Origin of the sequence: Planktothricoides raciborskii GIHE-MW2, from assembly GCF_040564635.1 — a bacterium.
In the GTDB taxonomy this organism is placed as follows: domain Bacteria; phylum Cyanobacteriota; class Cyanobacteriia; order Cyanobacteriales; family Laspinemataceae; genus Planktothricoides; species Planktothricoides raciborskii.
In genome coordinates, this window is the sequence record NZ_CP159837.1 from 4739397 (window position 1) to 4757458 (window position 18062).

The 18062-nt window shown below is 43.2% G+C and carries 19 protein-coding genes; 10 read left to right on the forward strand and 9 right to left on the reverse strand.

Going from position 1 to position 18062, the window contains the following annotated elements; all coding sequences use genetic code 11:
- Nucleotides 1-436: 436 nt before the first annotated feature.
- Nucleotides 437-1453, reverse strand: a complete 1017-nt coding sequence (locus tag ABWT76_RS20405) for an ABC transporter substrate-binding protein (protein ID WP_054465814.1) — start codon at nucleotides 1451-1453, stop codon at nucleotides 437-439.
- Nucleotides 1454-1738: 285 nt separating this feature from the next.
- Between ABWT76_RS20405 and ABWT76_RS20410 the strand changes: the two genes are divergently transcribed.
- The 5 genes from ABWT76_RS20410 (at nucleotide 1739) to ABWT76_RS20430 (ending at nucleotide 5672) form a co-directional block, all read left to right on the forward strand.
- Nucleotides 1739-1885, forward strand: coding sequence for a hypothetical protein (locus ABWT76_RS20410; RefSeq protein ID WP_354634874.1), 147 nt, complete (start codon nucleotides 1739-1741; stop codon nucleotides 1883-1885).
- A gap of 87 nt (nucleotides 1886-1972) precedes the next feature.
- A complete protein-coding gene (locus tag ABWT76_RS20415; RefSeq protein WP_354634875.1) occupies nucleotides 1973-2485 on the forward strand; it encodes a sensor histidine kinase in 513 nt (170 codons plus the stop codon).
- A 13-nt stretch (nucleotides 2486-2498) separates the two neighbouring features.
- Nucleotides 2499-2876 carry a response regulator transcription factor gene (locus tag ABWT76_RS20420; protein WP_054465812.1) on the forward strand — a complete coding sequence of 126 codons (378 nt, stop codon included), beginning with the start codon at nucleotides 2499-2501 and terminating at the stop codon, nucleotides 2874-2876.
- A 477-nt stretch (nucleotides 2877-3353) separates the two neighbouring features.
- Nucleotides 3354-4496: a response regulator gene (locus tag ABWT76_RS20425; RefSeq protein WP_054465811.1), complete on the forward strand. Its 1143-nt coding sequence runs from the start codon at nucleotides 3354-3356 to the stop codon at nucleotides 4494-4496.
- A 540-nt stretch (nucleotides 4497-5036) separates the two neighbouring features.
- Nucleotides 5037-5672: an HAD hydrolase-like protein gene (locus ABWT76_RS20430; protein ID WP_054465810.1), complete on the forward strand. Its 636-nt coding sequence runs from the start codon at nucleotides 5037-5039 to the stop codon at nucleotides 5670-5672.
- A 132-nt stretch (nucleotides 5673-5804) separates the two neighbouring features.
- Here the strand turns inward: ABWT76_RS20430 and ABWT76_RS20435 are convergent, their stop codons facing one another.
- The 6 genes from ABWT76_RS20435 to ABWT76_RS20460 all read right to left on the reverse strand — a co-directional run bounded on the left by ABWT76_RS20435 (nucleotide 5805) and on the right by ABWT76_RS20460 (nucleotide 11489).
- The gene (locus ABWT76_RS20435; protein WP_354634876.1) at nucleotides 5805-6539 is read right to left on the reverse strand and encodes a metallophosphoesterase family protein; all 735 of its coding nucleotides are present in this window, start codon (nucleotides 6537-6539) and stop codon (nucleotides 5805-5807) included.
- Between the two features lie 126 nt (nucleotides 6540-6665).
- On the reverse strand, nucleotides 6666-7403 hold the full coding sequence (locus ABWT76_RS20440; protein ID WP_054465808.1) for a DUF1995 family protein: 738 nt from the start codon (nucleotides 7401-7403) through the stop codon (nucleotides 6666-6668).
- Nucleotides 7404-7467: 64 nt separating this feature from the next.
- A complete protein-coding gene (locus tag ABWT76_RS20445) occupies nucleotides 7468-8025 on the reverse strand; it encodes a hypothetical protein (RefSeq protein ID WP_054465807.1) in 558 nt (185 codons plus the stop codon).
- Nucleotides 8022-9353: a hypothetical protein gene (locus ABWT76_RS20450; RefSeq protein ID WP_354634877.1), complete on the reverse strand. Its 1332-nt coding sequence runs from the start codon at nucleotides 9351-9353 to the stop codon at nucleotides 8022-8024. The genes ABWT76_RS20445 and ABWT76_RS20450 overlap by 4 nt, the downstream gene beginning before the upstream one ends.
- A 179-nt stretch (nucleotides 9354-9532) precedes the next feature.
- On the reverse strand, nucleotides 9533-10738 hold the full coding sequence (locus ABWT76_RS20455) for a cysteine desulfurase family protein (protein WP_054465805.1): 1206 nt from the start codon (nucleotides 10736-10738) through the stop codon (nucleotides 9533-9535).
- Between the two features lie 349 nt (nucleotides 10739-11087).
- Nucleotides 11088-11489 (reverse strand): hypothetical protein, encoded by a 402-nt coding sequence (locus tag ABWT76_RS20460; RefSeq protein ID WP_054465804.1) that lies wholly within the window; start codon nucleotides 11487-11489, stop codon nucleotides 11088-11090.
- A 659-nt stretch (nucleotides 11490-12148) separates the two neighbouring features.
- On the opposite strand from ABWT76_RS20460, the gene ABWT76_RS20465 reads away from it, so the two are divergent.
- The 3 genes from ABWT76_RS20465 (at nucleotide 12149) to ABWT76_RS20475 (ending at nucleotide 15107) form a co-directional block, all read left to right on the forward strand.
- The gene (locus tag ABWT76_RS20465) at nucleotides 12149-13825 is read left to right on the forward strand and encodes a phospholipase D-like domain-containing protein (RefSeq protein WP_322096577.1); all 1677 of its coding nucleotides are present in this window, start codon (nucleotides 12149-12151) and stop codon (nucleotides 13823-13825) included.
- Nucleotides 13826-14337: 512 nt separating this feature from the next.
- Complete coding sequence (locus tag ABWT76_RS20470; protein ID WP_354634878.1) at nucleotides 14338-14658, forward strand: hypothetical protein; 321 nt, start codon at nucleotides 14338-14340, stop codon at nucleotides 14656-14658.
- Between the two features lie 203 nt (nucleotides 14659-14861).
- Nucleotides 14862-15107: a hypothetical protein gene (locus ABWT76_RS20475; RefSeq protein WP_354634879.1), complete on the forward strand. Its 246-nt coding sequence runs from the start codon at nucleotides 14862-14864 to the stop codon at nucleotides 15105-15107.
- A 524-nt stretch (nucleotides 15108-15631) separates the two neighbouring features.
- Here ABWT76_RS20475 and ABWT76_RS20480 read toward each other — a convergent pair.
- Entirely contained in the window at nucleotides 15632-16027 is a 396-nt protein-coding gene (locus tag ABWT76_RS20480) for a hypothetical protein (RefSeq protein ID WP_354634880.1), read from the reverse strand.
- Between the two features lie 109 nt (nucleotides 16028-16136).
- Here ABWT76_RS20480 and ABWT76_RS20485 point away from each other — a divergent pair, with 109 nt between their 5' ends.
- Together ABWT76_RS20485 and ABWT76_RS20490 are read left to right on the forward strand one after the other, a co-directional pair.
- Entirely contained in the window at nucleotides 16137-16586 is a 450-nt protein-coding gene (locus tag ABWT76_RS20485; protein ID WP_354634881.1) for a hypothetical protein, read from the forward strand.
- Entirely contained in the window at nucleotides 16580-16891 is a 312-nt protein-coding gene (locus ABWT76_RS20490; protein ID WP_354634882.1) for a hypothetical protein, read from the forward strand. The genes ABWT76_RS20485 and ABWT76_RS20490 overlap by 7 nt, the downstream gene beginning before the upstream one ends.
- 208 nt (nucleotides 16892-17099) lie before the next feature.
- Here ABWT76_RS20490 and ABWT76_RS20495 read toward each other — a convergent pair whose 3' ends face one another.
- Nucleotides 17100-18023, reverse strand: coding sequence for a cation diffusion facilitator family transporter (locus ABWT76_RS20495; protein WP_354634883.1), 924 nt, complete (start codon nucleotides 18021-18023; stop codon nucleotides 17100-17102).
- Nucleotides 18024-18062 lie beyond the last annotated feature (39 nt).

Sequence of the window (18062 nt, forward strand, 5' to 3'; positions counted from 1 at the left end):
ATGGCGATTGGCTACTTGATGGGGAAAGTCTGGGTTAATGATGGGTGACGGGTAAGTAGGGAGCGGGGGAGCGGGGGAAGAGAGGGTATAGGGTGTAGGGTGTAGGGTGTAGGGGGAAGAGGATGTAGGGTTTAGGGTGTAGGGTGTAGGGGGAAGAGGGTGTAGGGTTTAGGGTGTAGGGTGTAGGGGGAAGAGGGTGTAGGGTGTAGGGAAAAGTGAATGGTGAATAGTGATATTTCTTTTGTACGGGCGTCCTTGCGAAGCATAATCCGTCAGGCTATATGGCCATTCGGCTTTTGTACGGGCGAATGGCCATTCGGCTTTTGTACGGGCGAATGGGCATTCGGCTTTTGTACGGGCGAATGGCCATTCGCCCCTACGACTTTTCACTTTTCCTACCCAACAACCAACAACCAACAACCAACAAAATTCAGGCTTAGGATTGAATCGCTCGCAGGAATTTAGGCTCAATTAATGTCTCTAAATCAGGGATTTGTTGAATTTGGTTGCGTTCTTTGAGGAATTCAGCCAGAGATTTCATGGATTTTAATAAAGACTCGCTACTGTTATGGTCGGTGAGAATTTGTAGGTTTTTAGCTAGGTTGGGGAGTTCAATGCCTTGGATATCTTTGGCTAGTTCTTCTGGACTAACTCCGATCGCACTAGCTGCGATCGCCATTCCTTCTTCTTTGTTGTTGTTGTAAAATTCCAATCCATCGAGAATGCCTCGAATAAAGGCATCGACTGTTTGGGGACGGTCTTGAATGAACTGGGGGGAAAAAACATAGAGGTCGGCGATCGCACCGGGCAAATCAGAAGAGGTAAAAATAATCCGGCCATCCGGTTGGGCTTGATCCGCTTTGGCTAAATAAGGAGAATATGTCACCGCAATGTCAATTTGCCCCGATTGATAGGCAGCAGCAGCGGCATCCGGTGGCGTATTGACTAGGGTAAAATCACCGGCTTTTAATTTAACTGTTTCTAGGGCTTTTAACAAAAAGAAATGGCTGACGCTATCTTCTTCTACGGCAATTTTTTTACCTTTAAAGTCTGCCAGATTCTTAATACTATTCCGGGCTAAAATTCCATCAGCCCCGTTAGAAATATCCTGGACTAAGACAATTCTAAATTCCGAAACTACCCCGCCCTTTGCTGCCAGGGCTACGGCTTCCGATGTCACTGGAGACCAGCTATCTAACCGACCGGAGATATAGGCGGAGTTGGCGTCGCCGGTGCCGCTAAATATTTTAACTTCTAAGTTTAAACCTCGCTTTTGAAAAAAACCTTTTTCTTTGGCAATATGCAACGGGGTACTGCCCACCCAAGGATTTAAACCGATCGCGGCGGTGTTTTGATTCTTCTGGTTGCCAAAGGTACAAGCGTGCAAAACTAAGCTACCAGTCATCCCGGTGAGCATCCAGAGAGTTTGACGACGAGTCCAAAGTTGATTCATTCTATTTATACCTAGTCCTACCTAGGAGCAAAATTTGATCGTAGCGCATTCACGATCGCGATCGCCTCTAGGTGTGGCAAAGTAATGTCTAGTAAGGAAATTTACGCTTAATGGCGGATTGTATGTTGTTTAATCTAGAAGTTAAATCTAAAAGGAAATAAGCCTGATCCCACCGACAACATCCCACCGATAACATTTTACCTAAAACATCCCACCGACAACGTTTTACCTACAATATCCCACCGATAACATCCCACCCACAACATTTTACCTACAACATTTTTTATGTCAGTTTTTCCTAATTCACCGATTCTCTTGTCATTAGAAACGGCCATTGATTACCACCCGGTGACGGTGACGCCACAAACTCTTCTATTAGAAGCGATCGCCACCCATGAATTTCGCACCCCTTTAACCAGTATTTTAGGCTGAAGTAGACTGCTGGAAAACTATGGGGATAATTTATCCGAAAGCCAAAAAAGTAAGCATTTTCAACGAATTCAAAGAGCCGTGAAGGAAATGAATTATTTACTCGAAGATATCCTGATGTTGGAAAATGCAGAATATCAGAAAATTTACTGTCATCGTAAAACCATAGAAATGGTAAAGTTTTGTGAACAAATTTTAGAAGAACTAGAGGTGATGTATCCGGGTAGAACCGTTTATTTACAACATGATTATCCCATGATGAACGCGGAATTAGATCCAATTATTTTGCGACATATCTTGCTCAACTTGCTGTCCAATGCTTTAAAATATTCTCAACCAGATAGTCCAGTCTATTTTCAGCTTGATTTAACCAATGAATCCGTTATTTTCAAAATTCAGGATCAAGGCATCGGCATTCCTAGTGAAGACTTAGAAAATTTGTTTAACTCATTTTATCGAGGAAAAAATGTCGGCAAAATTCCCGGAACCGGACTAGGACTTTCGATTGTGAAAAACTTTATTCAACTTCATCGGGGTCAGATTGAATTTCATAGTGTAGTTAACTCAGGCACCACTGTAACGGTGACTTTACCTTTAGAATAGGAGATATTCATCTATGCTAAGAATCTTAACTATTGAAGATGAAGAAAATATTCGGGATACGATCGTGGAAACTTTGAGTATGGAAGGGTTTGAAGTCATTCAGGCGGAAAATGGTAAAGTTGGACTTAAATTAGCCCAAAAGCATTTACCGGATTTAATTCTTTGTGATGTACTCATGCCCGAATTAGATGGCTATGATGTGCTTAGGCAACTCAATCAGAATCGACAGACTCAGGGAATACCGTTTATTTTCCTCACCGCTAAAGATACTAGCGATGATTTTCGCTATGGGATGAACTTGGGGGCGAATGATTATCTAATGAAGCCATTTACTACTCAAGAGTTAGTGATGGCCGTGAAGAGTCGATTACAAAGATATAGAATGGAGTAAACGTGAAACGTGAAACGTGAAACGTGAAACGTGAAACGTGAAACGTGAAACGTGAAACGTGAAACGTGAAAGTGCCGCCATCGGATAACTCAGAAACCGGGTTTCTTTTCTGGATATGACAGTTATCTGTTTTAAGCAAATAAGAAACCCGGTTTCTCGGTGCGCTTTCGGTGCGATCGGTCTATGGCAAGGGGTCTCTCCCCTAGCATCCAGGGATTGACTCAGATATGCTAAGGAATTGATTCAAATTTCCTAAATGACTTTTTTAGATCGCATTTGATCTATTAGATCGCTAAAAAGCCCCATGATCGCCTGGGAGGGAATTGACCACCTTCCCTGATATCAAGAGAGTACCTTCCGGGGACTGATGTACGTCTTGGAAGATTTAAGTGCTATCCAGGTTTTACAGTTTAATTGTATGCTATGGATTATCGATCAATTTCGCAGTCATTCTGAAGATGTATCAAACCAGTAACAATGAGTAAAATTTTAATCATAGAAGACGAAGACGACATTCGCGATATTATTATTCAACTACTGACCGCCCACAATTATCAAGTGATTGATGCAAAAGATGGGGAAACCGGAATCAAATTGGCGATCGCCCATCATCCGGATCTGATTATTTGTGACATTATGATGCCTGGAGTTGATGGTTATGAGGTGTTAAGGCAATTACATAACCATCCCTCAACTCAGATGATTCCTTTTATATTTTTAACCGCTAAAGCGACGAAAGAAGATATTCGTCAAGGAATGGAACTGGGGGCGGACGACTATTTAAGCAAACCATTTACGAGATCGGAATTACTCGGTGCCGTGAAAATTCGCTTAGAAAAAAAAGTGCTTTTGCAGCAACAGTCGGAGAAAAAACTAGATGATTTACGCAAAAATTTAACGCGATCGCTGCCCCACGAACTACTCACCCCGTTAAATGGAATTCTGGGTTTTGCCAAACTTCTGGGGGATCATGCGACAGAAATCACACCGGATGAGATCAAAGAAATGTCAGAAATGATCGAAACTTCAGCGTGGCGATTGCATCGCACGATTCAAAACTTTTTACTCCATGCACAACTAGAAATTATCCGTCAAGATCCGCAACGACTCCAATCTTTTTTGATGGGAGAAACCGGCTCGACTCAGTTTATTTTGCAAGTTTTAGCCCAAAAGAAAGCCCAGGAATTCAACCGCACCGAAGATTTACATTTAGACATGGAAGATACCCCATTGCCCGTTGCGGAAAACTGGTTGAGCAAAATTGCCAAAGAACTGATTGATAATGCGTTTAAATTTTCTCAACCGGGCAGTATTGTAGAGGTGAAAACTCTAATCAATGCACCAGAATTTATCTTGACTGTTTGCGATCGCGGTCGGGGAATGACTGCCCAACAAATTGCTAATGTAGGAGCTTACGTCCAATTTGAACGTAAGCTTTATGAGCAACAAGGCTCCGGTTTAGGTTTAGTAATTGCCCAAGAACTCACCGAATTGTATGGGGGTCGTATCTCGATCAAGAGTTCTCCAGAACAAGGCACTACAGTTAGCGCCATATTTCCCCTAACTAAAAACCAAGAATTAATCAACAAGTCTAATTACTATGAAACTTTTTTTAATTGATGGTTTTATCGATGGTTTTCTCTGACCAAACCATCCGAATCGAATAACCCATTTATTATGCGATATTAAAAGTAATTGTCAAAGTAACCGTCAAAGTAATCGTGAAATTAATTATTGCCAGTAATTATTGCAATTGCTGAAAATACATTTATAGGACTTATTAGAGTTATTAAATACCAAAAAACCTGTCATTGCCGCGCCCTCTATAGCAATCCTATTTAAGTTGTAATATGTTTTGAAATGTCACCCTGTAGGGGCAATTTATGAATTTCCCCTACCACAACCCCTAAACCGATTGCTATAGAATTCAGAAAAACTCTGTAATTCTGACAATAACCGCTATATTTAGGGCTGATCTATATTTTTGCTATAACTTGCTATAACTTGCTATAACTTGCTATAACTTGCTATAACTTGCTATAACTTGCTATAACTTGCTATAACTTGCTATAACTATAACTTGCTATAACTATAACTTGCTATAACTATAACTTGCTATAACTATAACTTGCTATAATATATTGCTTGAATAGGATTAAAATGTCTAAAAAAATTCTCATTTTTGATTTTGATGGAACTTTAGCCAATACTCTAGATGCTATTATCGAAATTACTAATCGATTTTCTGATGAATTTGGCTATAAAAAAATCACGGATGAAGAAATAACAACGCTGCAAAATTTAACTTCTAGAGACATTATTAAAAACTCAAAAATACCCTTAATCAAAATACCCATTTTAATTCATTTAATCAAAAATGAATTAAATCATAATCTGCCAAAAGTGCAGCCCATAGAAGGAATTGATTCAGTATTAAAAAATCTTAACTTAATGGGATATGACCTGGGAATTGTCAGTTCTAACTCCTCAGAAAATATTCATCAGTTTATTCAGATAAATAATTGGAACCACCTGTTTAAAATCATATGTTGTGGGGCGACGATTTTTGGTAAAGCTAAAGTGCTGCATAAACTCCTACACACCCAAAACTTATCCCCGAAACAGATAGTTTATTTTGGCGACGAAACCCGCGATATTGATGCAGCTAAAAAGGTAAATATTCCCGTGGTTGGGGTGAGTTGGGGGTTTAATTCTCGTTCAGTTTTAGCGGCACATCATCCAGATTTTTTAATCGATCGCCCCGCCGAAATTTTGGATGTCATTTCCCAGTTATAAAGCCGCAGAATATGATATTAATAATAATAATGATAATATTAATGATAATAGCCTGATGGTTCCGCATCGGGGAAAAGGGGGAGATCGGTCTCCCGACTCTTCTCATTTGATGCTTAAAGCTTGTGCATATTTTTAACGATGAACCGCAATGCGATCGCCTTGAATTTTTTTCACTGCCTGAGCCAGAGGTAAAGCGCGAATGCACCTTTGAAAAACATTGACTTGGTAAACTTTGCGTTGAGTAATATCTAGGGCAGTTAACCAACCACTATTAGAATTGTACACGCCCGTATCAATGCCAATCCATCCTTGACCGAGTGCAAGTTGTCCCGGTTCTATGCCCTTGAAAGTAAAGGTCATTGTATGACCAATGACAATTAATTTATCAGGGAAATACGGCTTAGACATTTGATGAAATTCGCTGCGAATCCAACAGAAATCTTCCGGTCCTTGGGCTTTAATGGGCAGTTCCGGGTGAACTCCCGCATGAACCAACCAAATATCCCCTAAATCAATATAAGCCGGCAGAGTTCGCATCCATTCAATATCTTCCAGGATTTGTTGGGGGTTGCCATAACTCGCTACCGTGGTATGTCCACCACTGTAAAGCCAAGATTGGAATGCGGCTTTATTAATTTTATTTTGACGCAAACTCTCCAGGAGGAGTTGTTCGTGGTTTCCTAATACGCATTGATAGGAACTTTCTTTGATAAATTTGACCACTTGGGCGCTCTTGGGTCCGCGATCGATTAAATCGCCGACAAAGTAAATTTGATCGCTTCGATCAGGGGCGATCGCCTCTAGTAACTTCATCAAACCGTCATAGTGGCCATGCACGTCACCAATAAAAATACGTCGATCAGTCATATTAATAAATTCTGCCTCCTAGATCGCCATCATCGGTAGTTGCACCAACAGTTTCACCACCGCATCCCAACTTATCCGGGAAAAATTTAGCACCTGAATCGCACTCATATTTTTATTATGGCGCGATCACTGGCTCAAAGCACGCAAAAACCGCTGAAGATTGGTTAGCAAACCGGGTTTTTTCCGTTGGGGTGTAGCTACTGGGGTCGCTTCAGTTTGATCCACCGATGGGGAAGTGCCTTTTTGTAATATCTCTTCTAAGACTTCTCCCACTGGTTTTTGGGTCGTTTCGGAAATCAGTTCATAGCCTTCTTCTTTTTCCAGCCAAACTTGCCAGGGGTTAGGGTAACAGCGAAATAGGGCCGCCCCTTCCAGAGGACGGATATAGTAGCAAGATTCAAAAGTGCTGATGAAGCGCTCCCGCAGTTGTCGGGCTGCGTAGCCAATGCCAATGGTGGTAATACTTTCTAGTTTAGGGATGAATAGCACCACGGGGCGATCGCCTGCTTGCTCACACATCTTTTCCAAATCATTCACTTCCACCGCAGACGGTTCAATAAAGAAAAATAGGCGATCGTCCGGTTGAATTTTGCCTTTGGGTTCCGTCATCCCCCGCACCACATAAGGGGTTTCACCCCAATCCCGTCGAGCCAAAGCCGCCGCCCCCGGATCGGGAAAATACACTTTCAGGTGCGAACCGTACTCTTCAAAGATGGGAATAAATTGATGAGCCGGATCCTGAACTTTCAACTCTGGAATCAGGATTTCTACTTGCAGACGGTGCAAGCCATCTTTGAGAGCGGCAGTGGTCGCCGTCTTTGCTTGATCTAATGCCTCTTCAATACTGTTAGGGAGTGTCACCATAATTTTACTTTATTTATTTTTAACTTTTAACTTGGCTTGGTTGGGTTTTGTGGGTTTTGAGACTTCAAGGACTAATTCTATATTGATTTCTTCTCTGCTTCAACCAAGCCTGCAAATCTACCCCAGTGGCTTGTTGAATATATTCATAAGTTTTTGCCCCGGTTTTAACCGTCCACCCTCCCTGAACACAAGCGGCGATCGCGTTCGGTAAATTATCCTCCCGAAGAATCAGCATGATCGGTTCATATCCTTTCTCTTGCAGCCTTGAGGCATAGTTCTTGAATTTCTTTAACGTGCCTGAATCACCAGAACCAATTCTATACTTGGTATCAATGGCATGATTGCCAATTACTAAATCACATATCTCATCTTTTCCTTCTCGGATCCCCTCGGCAAAGTTCTCACACTTTTGCTGACACAATTCTTTAACCAAACGTTGCCAGCACATTCCCAACTCTCTGCCCCAATATTGTTTATTTTCCGCCTTCATCTCTTGAGTCAATCCGAAGACTAGCATCAAATCATCTTCCTCGGCAGATTCCTCCCCAAAGAGTTTGGCCGAAAATGACTGTTGGTATTCTTGTAAAATCGCCTCTAAAGATTTTGATTTAGGATCATTCATCGATTAGGCTTCTCCAAAACTACGATAGTGTCATGTTTGATACTCCCAGCCCATTCTAGATTTCTCGGTAAATTTAATTGCCGATTTTTCAAAATTAAATGAAATTTAAATTTTTCCTTAAATCCTACTTCATTCGCTAGATCAGTTAACAGAGAAGCTACGGGGATTTCTACGCCACAAATTTTACTGACATCTCCCATTGAAAAACAGTAGTAACCTCCGGGACGTAACCGCAAAAAACTACTTTGAAAATGCTGGATCATATCCATAAAATACTGATAAACAACTCTAGCCCTGAGTTGATTTTGACCTTTACTTGCTTGATATTTTTTGCCCGTGTAAATATCCTCGATCAACCGATCTAAATTAGGATGTCCTGTTTCACCCAGTTCTTGACATTGTTTTTTAGGAATTCGTTCTGTGCCAATTTCTCTAGCATACAAATCTAATCTTTCTGTATTATTTTTCACCAATCCTAGCCAGTGTAATTCAAATTTTGCCGCCCAGACATAATCGATCGCATTAATATAAGGAGGAGAAGTCACGATCGCAGACGCACGAAAATCGCCGGTTAAATTTCTGGCATCATGCAAAGGTAATTCTTTTGCGGTCCCTTTTGATTCTTTGAAAATTGGTTGCCATTCTGCTACCGCATCAATGGCTTTATCTAAGTAAAACTGAAAATATCTAAAAACATCTTCTCTCGATCGCTGGGGAATTTCTGCAATATGAGTCCGACGGGCAGCCAGCAGCATTCCATCATTCATATTGGAAGTTTTTCTCACCGTGGAGGCGAAAGCTAACCAAAATAACGGTTGATTTTTTACATTAGATTTTGAAATCAAAGATTTGAGAATTTCTAAACCGGCTTGGACTGACGGTTGAAACCAAAAATCTTTATTGCTAAAATTAACCGTATTCGGGGCAAATTTCTCCGCGATCGCTTCTCTCATCATCCTTGCCGCTTCTTCCCGCACTTCTGCCACCGCAAAATCACTTGTTTTAACCTGACAAATTAGCCGACTTAAAGGTTGATAATCCAACCAATAAACTGAGCAATCGTGTTTCAATGATTCAATAATTGTTGTCCCAGAACCGGCAAATGGATCGAGAATATTCATTGAATTTTGAGCATACTTTTGTAAGAACCAACGAGGTATTTCGGGAATCGATTTGGCAGGTTGAAAACCTAAAGAGTAAATTTTTAATGGTTGATTTCTCGTCAACGAAATAAACGTATCATTTTCTAAGTCTATGGGGATATCCCCTTGAAAATGTTGGTAGGAAATAAACTGTGGTTCTACCTGAGTTACTCTGGTCTGGATCATAAGTTTTAAATAAGTTTAAAATTTAGGCAAAGTAAGTAATTTTATTGGTCAAAAGGTTGTCGTTCAAAAGGTCGTCAGGCCATTTGAATCACCAATAATTATAACCATAACCATAACCAACAACAACCAAAGAATCCCTACCCAACAACCAACAACAACCAACAACCAACCAACAACCATTAACGAGCGATGCCGTGCAGCGGATCCCTTACGGGAATCGCGCATTCTGGCCTTAACCGTTGTAAAACTTGCTTAAATACCATTGCGGTCCAGTCAATATCCTCCACGGTGGTATGACGGCCTAAAGTCATGCGAATGGCGGCAGTGGCGGCTTGCGGCGAATATCCCATCGCCAACAAGACGGGACTGGGATTTAGTTGACCACTGCTGCAAGCGGATCCCGAACTAATGGCAATGCCCGCTAAATTCATTTGCCGAACTAAGGTTCTACCACTGACCGCACCTGTTTCGGCTTGATAGGGCGAATTTTCTTGGAGGCAAAAGCTGACATGGTGGGGTAAACGGTGCAGCCGATCGCCTGTGGGGGTTAAACCGGGAATATCCGCCAATTGGTCAAACAGGCGATCGCGCAAACTGCGTAACCGGGGGGTTTCCGCAGCCATGTCTGTCCTTGCCAACTCTGCCGCTACCCCAAAACCAGCGATCGCTGCCACTGCCTGAGTTCCCGATCGCCAGCCTCCTTCCTGACCGCCCCCACAAAGCCAGGGGACCAACTCCACCCCAGGGCGAACATAAAGCGCCCCAGCCCCTTGGGGACCATAAAATTTATGACTGGACAAAGACAGCAAATCCACCGGCAACTGTTCTAAGTCCAAAGGCAAGCGACCCGCCACTTGTACCGCATCCGTATGAAATAAAACCCCGTGCGATCGGGCAATTTCCGCCAAAGCTTGAATCGGTTGTAGGGTTCCTACCTCACTTTGGCCATAAATAATCGACACCAATACCGTATTTTCTTGAATCGCTGCGGTTAAATCTGCGGGATTAACTCGTCCCTGAGCATTCACCGGCAACCGAGTCACTTGCCACCCGGACTTTTCCAACCATTCCACCGGCTTACTCACTGCCGAATGTTCCACCTGAGAAATAATTAGATGTTGCGGTTGGGCATAACGTCGGGCCACCCCCATAATCGCCAAATTATCCGACTCCGTGCCCCCAGAAGTAAACACGATCGCCTCTGGCACCACATTCAACAATGACGCCACCTGCATTCGGGCGACTTCCACCAAAGTGCTGGAACGTCCACCCCACTCGTGAATACTGGAGGGATTGCCCCACTGGTCAAGTAACGCGGTTTGCATAGCGGCGATCGCTTCCGCACGGGGGGGAGTTGTGGCGCTGTAATCTAAATAAATCTGCATCTTTTTCCTGGTTATCCGTTATCGGTTATTCGTTATTCGTTATTTGTTATTTAGCTGCAAATAACAAATAACAAACAACCAATAACAAACAACCATTAATTTAGATCGTCTAACTAAATCGTCCAGATTGGACCTGGACTAATGAACCTTAAAAGTCTATACAGACTTTGTTGCCTGACTCTATGGAATCGATCGCAATTCCTATCAATAGAGTGCAAGAGTAAGCTCCTCTGGATAAAAATCTCGACAATTTGAGAGAAAAACCTCTGAGAAATCATCCGGACTGAGAGAGTTTGAGCGGCATTGATCATGGTTAATTGCTTGTTCATAATTCTGACACTTATTGTTTCTATCCACCGGGTTTGCACACATTGTAATCCTCATGGGATAACACTGCTTGAGGAATCGCGATCGATCCATTATCGTGGCAAATCATCCGATAGTTGCGGGTCACGGGAATACTAATAATTTGACGATTATGGCGCAAACGCTTACCGCCGAAATCTCGATAATTTCGTTGATCGTTAAGACCCGCGATAATATTTCGAGCTTTCAAAACCACGTATTCCGGTAACTCTCTTAAATCAATGGGATCCGCTTCAAAGCTAGTTTCCCATTCGAGTTTTTGCTGTCTTTTTTCCGCTAGGGATCGAATGGCTTCCTCTTGTGCCGCTTTTAACTGGGCACAACGATGGCATATTTGACCATATCCCTTATGACCGCATGTAAATGTTTTTTTTCTTCTCGGCATAAGTTTCACCAATCAACTCAACAAGTCATTCTGATTGAGAATTAACACTTCTTAACAGGGAATCAGTCAAGCAGGACTTTTTGATTAAGTTTGTTATAGATTCATTGCGTTATGTAAAGTAAGGATTAGGAATCAACCACAATCCTCAACCGGACAATATTTCCGCATTGTTGAATCTAGACCGCCCTAAACAGGGCGAAATAACCTAACTTAATTCTCAATAAGATTCCAGAGGTAATGAGTAATTACTCTTAATATACCTCTGTATATTTGGCGTAATGCCTAACCTAATCCTGTTTGACGAGCGCTGAGAGCGACACTTTACAGGTGGAAAGAATCAGCATTCTTTGTGCCGTAGCCGCAAGTCAGCAAGATACAAATATTATCGTACTCTAATTTCTGCACAAAGCAAGATTTTTTCGGTGGTTTTTGTGTTAATCTCAGACAGTCGGTGGTGCTTGATTTTCTCAGGCGGCTTTCTCAGTCAGGCGATAAACCATCCACCCTGAAGAAAAGTGAGCCCAAGGTGCCGATTCCGAAAAAGTGCTGACCTGCCGAGGATCTTGATTTAATATCCTTAGCTGTGCCGGTAATTTTTCCAGCCAACCGATGATTCCAGCGGTTAACTTTTTCCCGATTTAAAGATATCTCCTTTGTTTGTGATCTCACGGATTTATCGGCGTATTTTCTGGACTGCCTTTCTGACAGTCACCGTCACAGGTTGTCAACGGTGTCAGGCACCAATTAGCCAGCCAAAGCCCCTTAGCCAGCTAAAGACTGCCCCACTGCCCCAAGACCCCTTTGTCCAGGTCTATTTTAATCAGCATCAAGGGGCTGAGTATCAGGAACCCTTCAGACCCCAGCAGCGTTTTGGGGATGATTTGGAACAAGTGATGGTGGAGGCGATCGCCGCTGCCAATTCCACCGTCGAGGTAGCAGTGCAAGAGTTACGCTTGCCGAAAATTGCCGCTGCTTTGGTGGAACGTCATCAAGCGGGGGTGCAGGTGCGGGTGATTTTGGAAAATAACTATAGTCGTCCTTTTAGTGATTTTACCCCTGGAGAGGTGCAAGCCCTGGATGAGCGATCGCGCCAACGTTATGAAGAATTTCGCCAGTTAGTAGATCGGAATGGGGACGGAAAACTTAGCCCCGATGAAATTGCCCAAGGAGATGCCCTGGTCATTTTGCGGCAAGGGGGAGTTGCGGCGATCGATGACACCGCTGATGGGAGTAAGGGCAGTGGTTTAATGCATCATAAATTTGTGGTGGTGGATGGATCGACGGTAATTGTCACTTCCGCAAATTTCACCACCAGTGATATTCACGGGGATTTTCAGTCTCCGAGTAGTCGCGGTAATCCGAATAATTTATTGAAAATCAACAGTCCTGAACTCGCTACCAGGTTTCAGGAAGAGTTTAATCTGATGTGGGGTGATGGTCCGGGAGGTAAAACCGATAGTCGGTTTGGGGTGAAAAAACCGCCGCGTCAGATCGATCCTTTGCAGGTGGGCAATAATCAGATTACGTTGCAATTTTCCCCCTCTGGGGCAAAAGTTCCTTGGGCCGAAAGTGCCAATGGTTTGATTGGCCAAACTTTGGCTACCGCAGCCACTTCCGTCGATCTAGCCTTGTTTGTTTTTGCGGAACAAAGGCTGGTGGATCTGCTGGAAACGCGCTATAGACAAGGGGTGATGGTGCGATCGCTCATCGATGCGAGTTTTGCCTATCGTGACTACAGCGAAGGTCTGGATATGTTAGGGGTAGCCTTGCCGGATCAAAAGTGTCGCTATCCCATCGATAACCAGCCCTGGCAAAATCCCATTACCACGGTAGGCATTCCCCAACTGCCACCGGGAGATTTATTGCATCACAAATTTGCCGTTATCGACGGTGAAACCATCATTGCTGGTTCTCATAATTGGTCAGCTAGTGCCAACTATAATAATGATGAAACTCTCTTAGTTATTACTAATCCCACGGTGGCGGCGCATTTTGTCCGAGAATTCGATCGCCTCTACGAAGGGGCAACCCTGGGAATTTCACCGAGTCTTCAGGAAAAAATTGACGAAGCAGCAAAAGATTGTCCCGCCCCGGTTTCACGGAATCAAGCGGAAGATACCGGGTTATCAACCGGGTTATCAAGCAGTGCAAAAGTGAATGTAAATACGGCTACCCAGGAAGAATTAGAGACTTTACCAGGGGTCGGCCCAGTGTTAGCCCAACGAATTATTGCTGCGAGAAATAATCAACAGTTTAGTTCTTTGGCGGATTTGGATCGAGTGCCGGGAGTTGGGCCAAAGATGTTGGAAAATTTGCGCGATCGCGTCACATTTTAAGTTTATCATATTAATAATTATTCAATATTTATTAAAACCAAATTAAACCAATTTTGCGATAATTACAATGGTGATTTTACTGCAAAAAATGCGATCGCAACCCGAAGCGTTTCTACTGGAAAATTTTTGTAAATATTATTATATAATTATCAATTTCAAAATAATCCAGAGTCGGTTTTAACCGACTTGCTTGCGCTATTAGCCGGAGGTTTTAACCTCCGGCGGTTTATGTACCCCTGCAATTAACCGACGATTGCGGGGATTAAAGTTCGGCGGGGATTAAAGTTCGGCGGGGATTAAAGTTCGGCGGGGATTAAAATCCCCGTAGGGGTCAACGGCCGTTGACCCCTACGGTCGGTTTTAACCGACTATTTTACCAATTTGAAAAACTACTGCTACAATTTCAAGGTTTACTTTGATGCAAAAATTGCGATCGCAATGCTTGTGATCGCAACCCGAAGCGCCCCTGCTGTTGAATTTCTGTAAACAATATTTGTAAACAATATTATTTTATGGAAAAAATCTGGATTTGGGCTTTAGTATTATTCTGTGGTGGTTTGTTCACCTTTTGCGACTCTTTAAGCGCCAATTGGGGAAAAACCGGAGATTGGAAAAGCATGGCCGTGGTTTGTCTGCTTTCGCCCACAACTTATTTAATTTTTGGCATATTAAATCAGAAAATAGACCTGGGAATTGCCGGTTCTCTGGTAAATCTTCTGATTATGATTGGCACCGTTTTAGTGGGGATATTTTATTTTCACGAAGTTTTGACATCTACCCAACTTCTAGGGCTATTTTTGGCTTGTCTGGCCATTGTTTTACTTAACACTTAAACCCGGAAATGCGATCGCTTCCTGCCGCCCCCTGCCGAACCCAGCCGCCCCTATTCCGGCAAAACCGGGAGACAGAAAAACTTATAGAAATATCAAGGATATTATATGGCTTGTATCGAGATCGGTATAAAAGCACTCTTGTCTAATCCCTAGATTAAACTAGAAATAGATTGAATGCCTATTCAACAACTCCATCACCGACTATGAAAGCAATTGAAACCACAGCCACTATTAACGAGAGAGGAGAACTCACCCTCGATCGCACCCTAGATGTCACCAAACCTCAGCGAGTCCGCGTTGTCGTCTTAATGATGGAAGAAGACGAGGAAGACCCGGATGAGACACCTACCGAAATCGCCATAGAAGGCATTCGGCAAGGGTTACAGCAAGCCTTAACCGGACAGACTATCCCCCTGGCACAAATGTGGGAGGGCATTGATGCAGAGTGAACCCTCACCCATCCAAATCGCCTTAACTCCGCGCTTTAAACGGGACTTGCGAGAACTTGCTAAACGCTATCGGTCAATTCGTAGCGATATCCAACCTTTAACCCTTACAACTACAAGCTGGTCAAACTCCCGGCGATAGAATAGCAGGTGTCAAATATCAGGTCTTTAAAGTTCGTCTCCAAAATAGCAACATTCAAAAAGGAAAAAGTGGCGGCTACCGAGTCATCTATTATCTAAAAAACGAACAAAATATTATCCTAGCCACCATTTATTCCAAATCCGATTTGTCAGATATTAGCCTTCAAGTGATTTCTGAGGTAATTTATCAATACGACCAACAAAGTCAAATAGAAGAAGATTCCGAATAATCCTGATTCTGACCTAACCTTTGTACTATAGCAATCCTATTTCAATCGTAATATTTTTGTAGGGGCAATCCCAATTGGAATTGCCCCTATAATTACCACAACTCCTGCACGAATTGCTAGATCAAGTATTCCCTTGGAATGATTTATTTTGATAGCTTAGTAGTAACGAAATTCCAGAACTTCCTGATTGAGAATCATCGAATTGATGCCGCCAGACGTAAGCTCTCTAATTTGCAACCTAATTTCTCCGTTAGGCAGAGAAAGAATATGATATTTATAGTTCCCGTTATTAGCAGCGTAACCCGTCACTCCCTGATTTTGGATACGGCTGGCATCCAGAACAGTGCGGAATTCTCTATCTTCCCGTGAGAAACCAACATAAAATAGCCCTTTACCATCTTCGCAGATATTGACAATAAAATCGCTGGTTTGATAGCTGGCTATGGGTCGAGAACTATACTCTGATTCGCATAAATTCGGAACTTCGGCTTTAGCAATACCAGTTCTTAGTAAGATATAACTCGCTAAAGTGGTCATAAGTATTTTTTTCATAACTATTTGCCCTATTTGGCTGCTATGAGTGTTAATATCTTAGCTTGCGACTTATTCAGTGGGAATACTCGTTGACAGTTATCTGCCGGTCAGTAACGAGATCGCAACTATGCCCAAACTTCCCAAATGCAACTCCTGTCAATATTATGCCCACCATTACGCGCTAGTCTGTGCGCTGCCTCCATTGGGTATTGAGGGCGAGAATTGCCAAGACTGCGATCTAGACCTCAACTTACAAAGCCCTCAATTTCAAAACTTGCTGGGACTGGGTGAACCCTTTGAGACTAAGGCGACAATCAACAATCCCTACAGCGATGATTCCGAAAATTTCCACCACAGAAACCCGGTTTCTGGGGTATTTACGGGAATCGCCTCGTGTCAAAGTATATTAAATAGCTGTAAATTTACTAATCTAAATTCGATGTTAGATGAAACATATCCTTGTCCGGTTTGTCGCTACGGCGAAATATCCGGCTTAACCTTAATGAATGCCTTTGGCTGTCATTTTTGCCAGCATATTTTTACCGCCGATCTCAGCAAAACTGCATCACAATGGTAGACGGAGAACAACCCCTTACCTGGTATTGGAATGGCCGAGGCTGGCAAGGCATTGGGGCAGAGGTAGAATTTGGCTGGGGACTTTGGCTGGGGGCAGGCTTGCTGGTTTTGCTGCCACCGGCAATGATTTGGCTGACTTCCCGGATTTTTCCCCCGTTACCGGATAGTCCCTGGGCTTGGTTCCCGGATTTTTGGGCAGTTTCCGCTTTTTTCGGCCATATGACTTTGGTAATCTGGTTGTGGATCAAGGCGGTAGAATTCCCGGTACTTGCTTTTATCAAGGCTTGGGGCAGGAGAATTAGATAATTTTTGTTGTTGGTTGGTGGTTGTTAGTTGTTAGTTCTTTGTTGTTTGTTGTTTGTTGTTTGTGGGTATGTCAACCAAACAAAAAACAACCTCCCCCTACCCCCCCTTTCAAAGGGGGGCAACCAACAACAAACAACGAACAACAACCAACAACCCCCCCAACCCCCCGTCAACGGGGGGCAAACAACCACCAACAAACAACAAACATCTAATGCAGATAAGTATCGAATGTGATCTGATCCGATTGATAACCGGGGGGTTCAATGTGAATTAAGATGCGGGCGGGGGCTAGTTTGGCTTGTAAACGGGCTTCTACTTCTTCGGTGATGCGGTGGGCGGTTTCCACGTCTTTGGCATTGACAATCATGTGCATTTCAATAAAGACTTGGCGACCCAAGACCCCACGGGAGGCGATGTCGTGACAGTTGAGCACTCCAGGAACTTGCATGGCGATCGCCTGTATTGCTTCTGGTGCCACAGCCATTTCATCCACTAACCAAGGCAAATTTTCCGTCAGCACTTCCCAACCACTTTTAAACACTAATAAGGCGACGGGAAATGCCAGCACCACATCCAGCCATTGCAACTGGGGCAAGTTCCACATATTCCCTTGCCAAACGCCGATTAATCCGGCAATCACTAACATCGTCACCCAAACATCGCTCATGGTATGTTTGGCGTCTGCTACCAAAATACTGCTACCAATGCGAGTGCCTACTGCCCGTTCATAAAAGGCGACAAAAATATTTATCCCCAAAACGATTAGCAGCAGCCAAAGTTCGTTAGGGGCAATTTTTACCTGATCGCCCCCATTCAGCAGGCGATCGACCGCCCCACGCAAAATTTCAAAGCAAGCAACCCCCAAGAAAGCGGCAATCCCTAGGGCGCCCACCGCATCAAATTTTTGGTGTCCATAGGGGTGGTGGCGATCGGGTTCGGGGGAAGCCAGACGATTGGTAATTAATCCTAAAACATTGTTGGCGCTGTCGGTGACACTATGTAGCGCATCCGCAAGTAAACTCAGGGAACCCGTCCAAGTTCCCACCACCACTTTAATCATCATCACCAGTACATTCAATCCTAGGGTGATGAGTAATACTTTGCGGACTTCTGTCCGATTATCGGTAGTCACAGATTTTTCCTTAAAACCTATATATTATTTTATGACAAT

Excerpts from the sequence above, each read along its gene's own strand:
- ABWT76_RS20405 (WP_054465814.1), bottom strand. The coding sequence starts at position 1,453 with ATGAATCAACTTTGGACTCGTCGTCAAACTCTCTGGATGCTCACCGGG.
- ABWT76_RS20410 (WP_354634874.1), top strand. The coding sequence starts at position 1,739 with ATGTCAGTTTTTCCTAATTCACCGATTCTCTTGTCATTAGAAACGGCC.
- ABWT76_RS20415 (WP_354634875.1), top strand. The coding sequence starts at position 1,973 with ATGAATTATTTACTCGAAGATATCCTGATGTTGGAAAATGCAGAATAT.
- ABWT76_RS20420 (WP_054465812.1), top strand. The coding sequence starts at position 2,499 with ATGCTAAGAATCTTAACTATTGAAGATGAAGAAAATATTCGGGATACG.
- ABWT76_RS20425 (WP_054465811.1), top strand. The coding sequence starts at position 3,354 with ATGAGTAAAATTTTAATCATAGAAGACGAAGACGACATTCGCGATATT.
- ABWT76_RS20430 (WP_054465810.1), top strand. The coding sequence starts at position 5,037 with ATGTCTAAAAAAATTCTCATTTTTGATTTTGATGGAACTTTAGCCAAT.
- ABWT76_RS20435 (WP_354634876.1), bottom strand. The coding sequence starts at position 6,539 with ATGACTGATCGACGTATTTTTATTGGTGACGTGCATGGCCACTATGAC.
- ABWT76_RS20440 (WP_054465808.1), bottom strand. The coding sequence starts at position 7,403 with ATGGTGACACTCCCTAACAGTATTGAAGAGGCATTAGATCAAGCAAAG.
- ABWT76_RS20445 (WP_054465807.1), bottom strand. The coding sequence starts at position 8,025 with ATGAATGATCCTAAATCAAAATCTTTAGAGGCGATTTTACAAGAATAC.
- ABWT76_RS20450 (WP_354634877.1), bottom strand. The coding sequence starts at position 9,353 with ATGATCCAGACCAGAGTAACTCAGGTAGAACCACAGTTTATTTCCTAC.
- ABWT76_RS20455 (WP_054465805.1), bottom strand. The coding sequence starts at position 10,738 with ATGCAGATTTATTTAGATTACAGCGCCACAACTCCCCCCCGTGCGGAA.
- ABWT76_RS20460 (WP_054465804.1), bottom strand. The coding sequence starts at position 11,489 with ATGCCGAGAAGAAAAAAAACATTTACATGCGGTCATAAGGGATATGGT.
- ABWT76_RS20470 (WP_354634878.1), top strand. The coding sequence starts at position 14,338 with ATGGAAAAAATCTGGATTTGGGCTTTAGTATTATTCTGTGGTGGTTTG.
- ABWT76_RS20475 (WP_354634879.1), top strand. The coding sequence starts at position 14,862 with ATGAAAGCAATTGAAACCACAGCCACTATTAACGAGAGAGGAGAACTC.
- ABWT76_RS20480 (WP_354634880.1), bottom strand. The coding sequence starts at position 16,027 with ATGAAAAAAATACTTATGACCACTTTAGCGAGTTATATCTTACTAAGA.
- ABWT76_RS20485 (WP_354634881.1), top strand. The coding sequence starts at position 16,137 with ATGCCCAAACTTCCCAAATGCAACTCCTGTCAATATTATGCCCACCAT.
- ABWT76_RS20490 (WP_354634882.1), top strand. The coding sequence starts at position 16,580 with ATGGTAGACGGAGAACAACCCCTTACCTGGTATTGGAATGGCCGAGGC.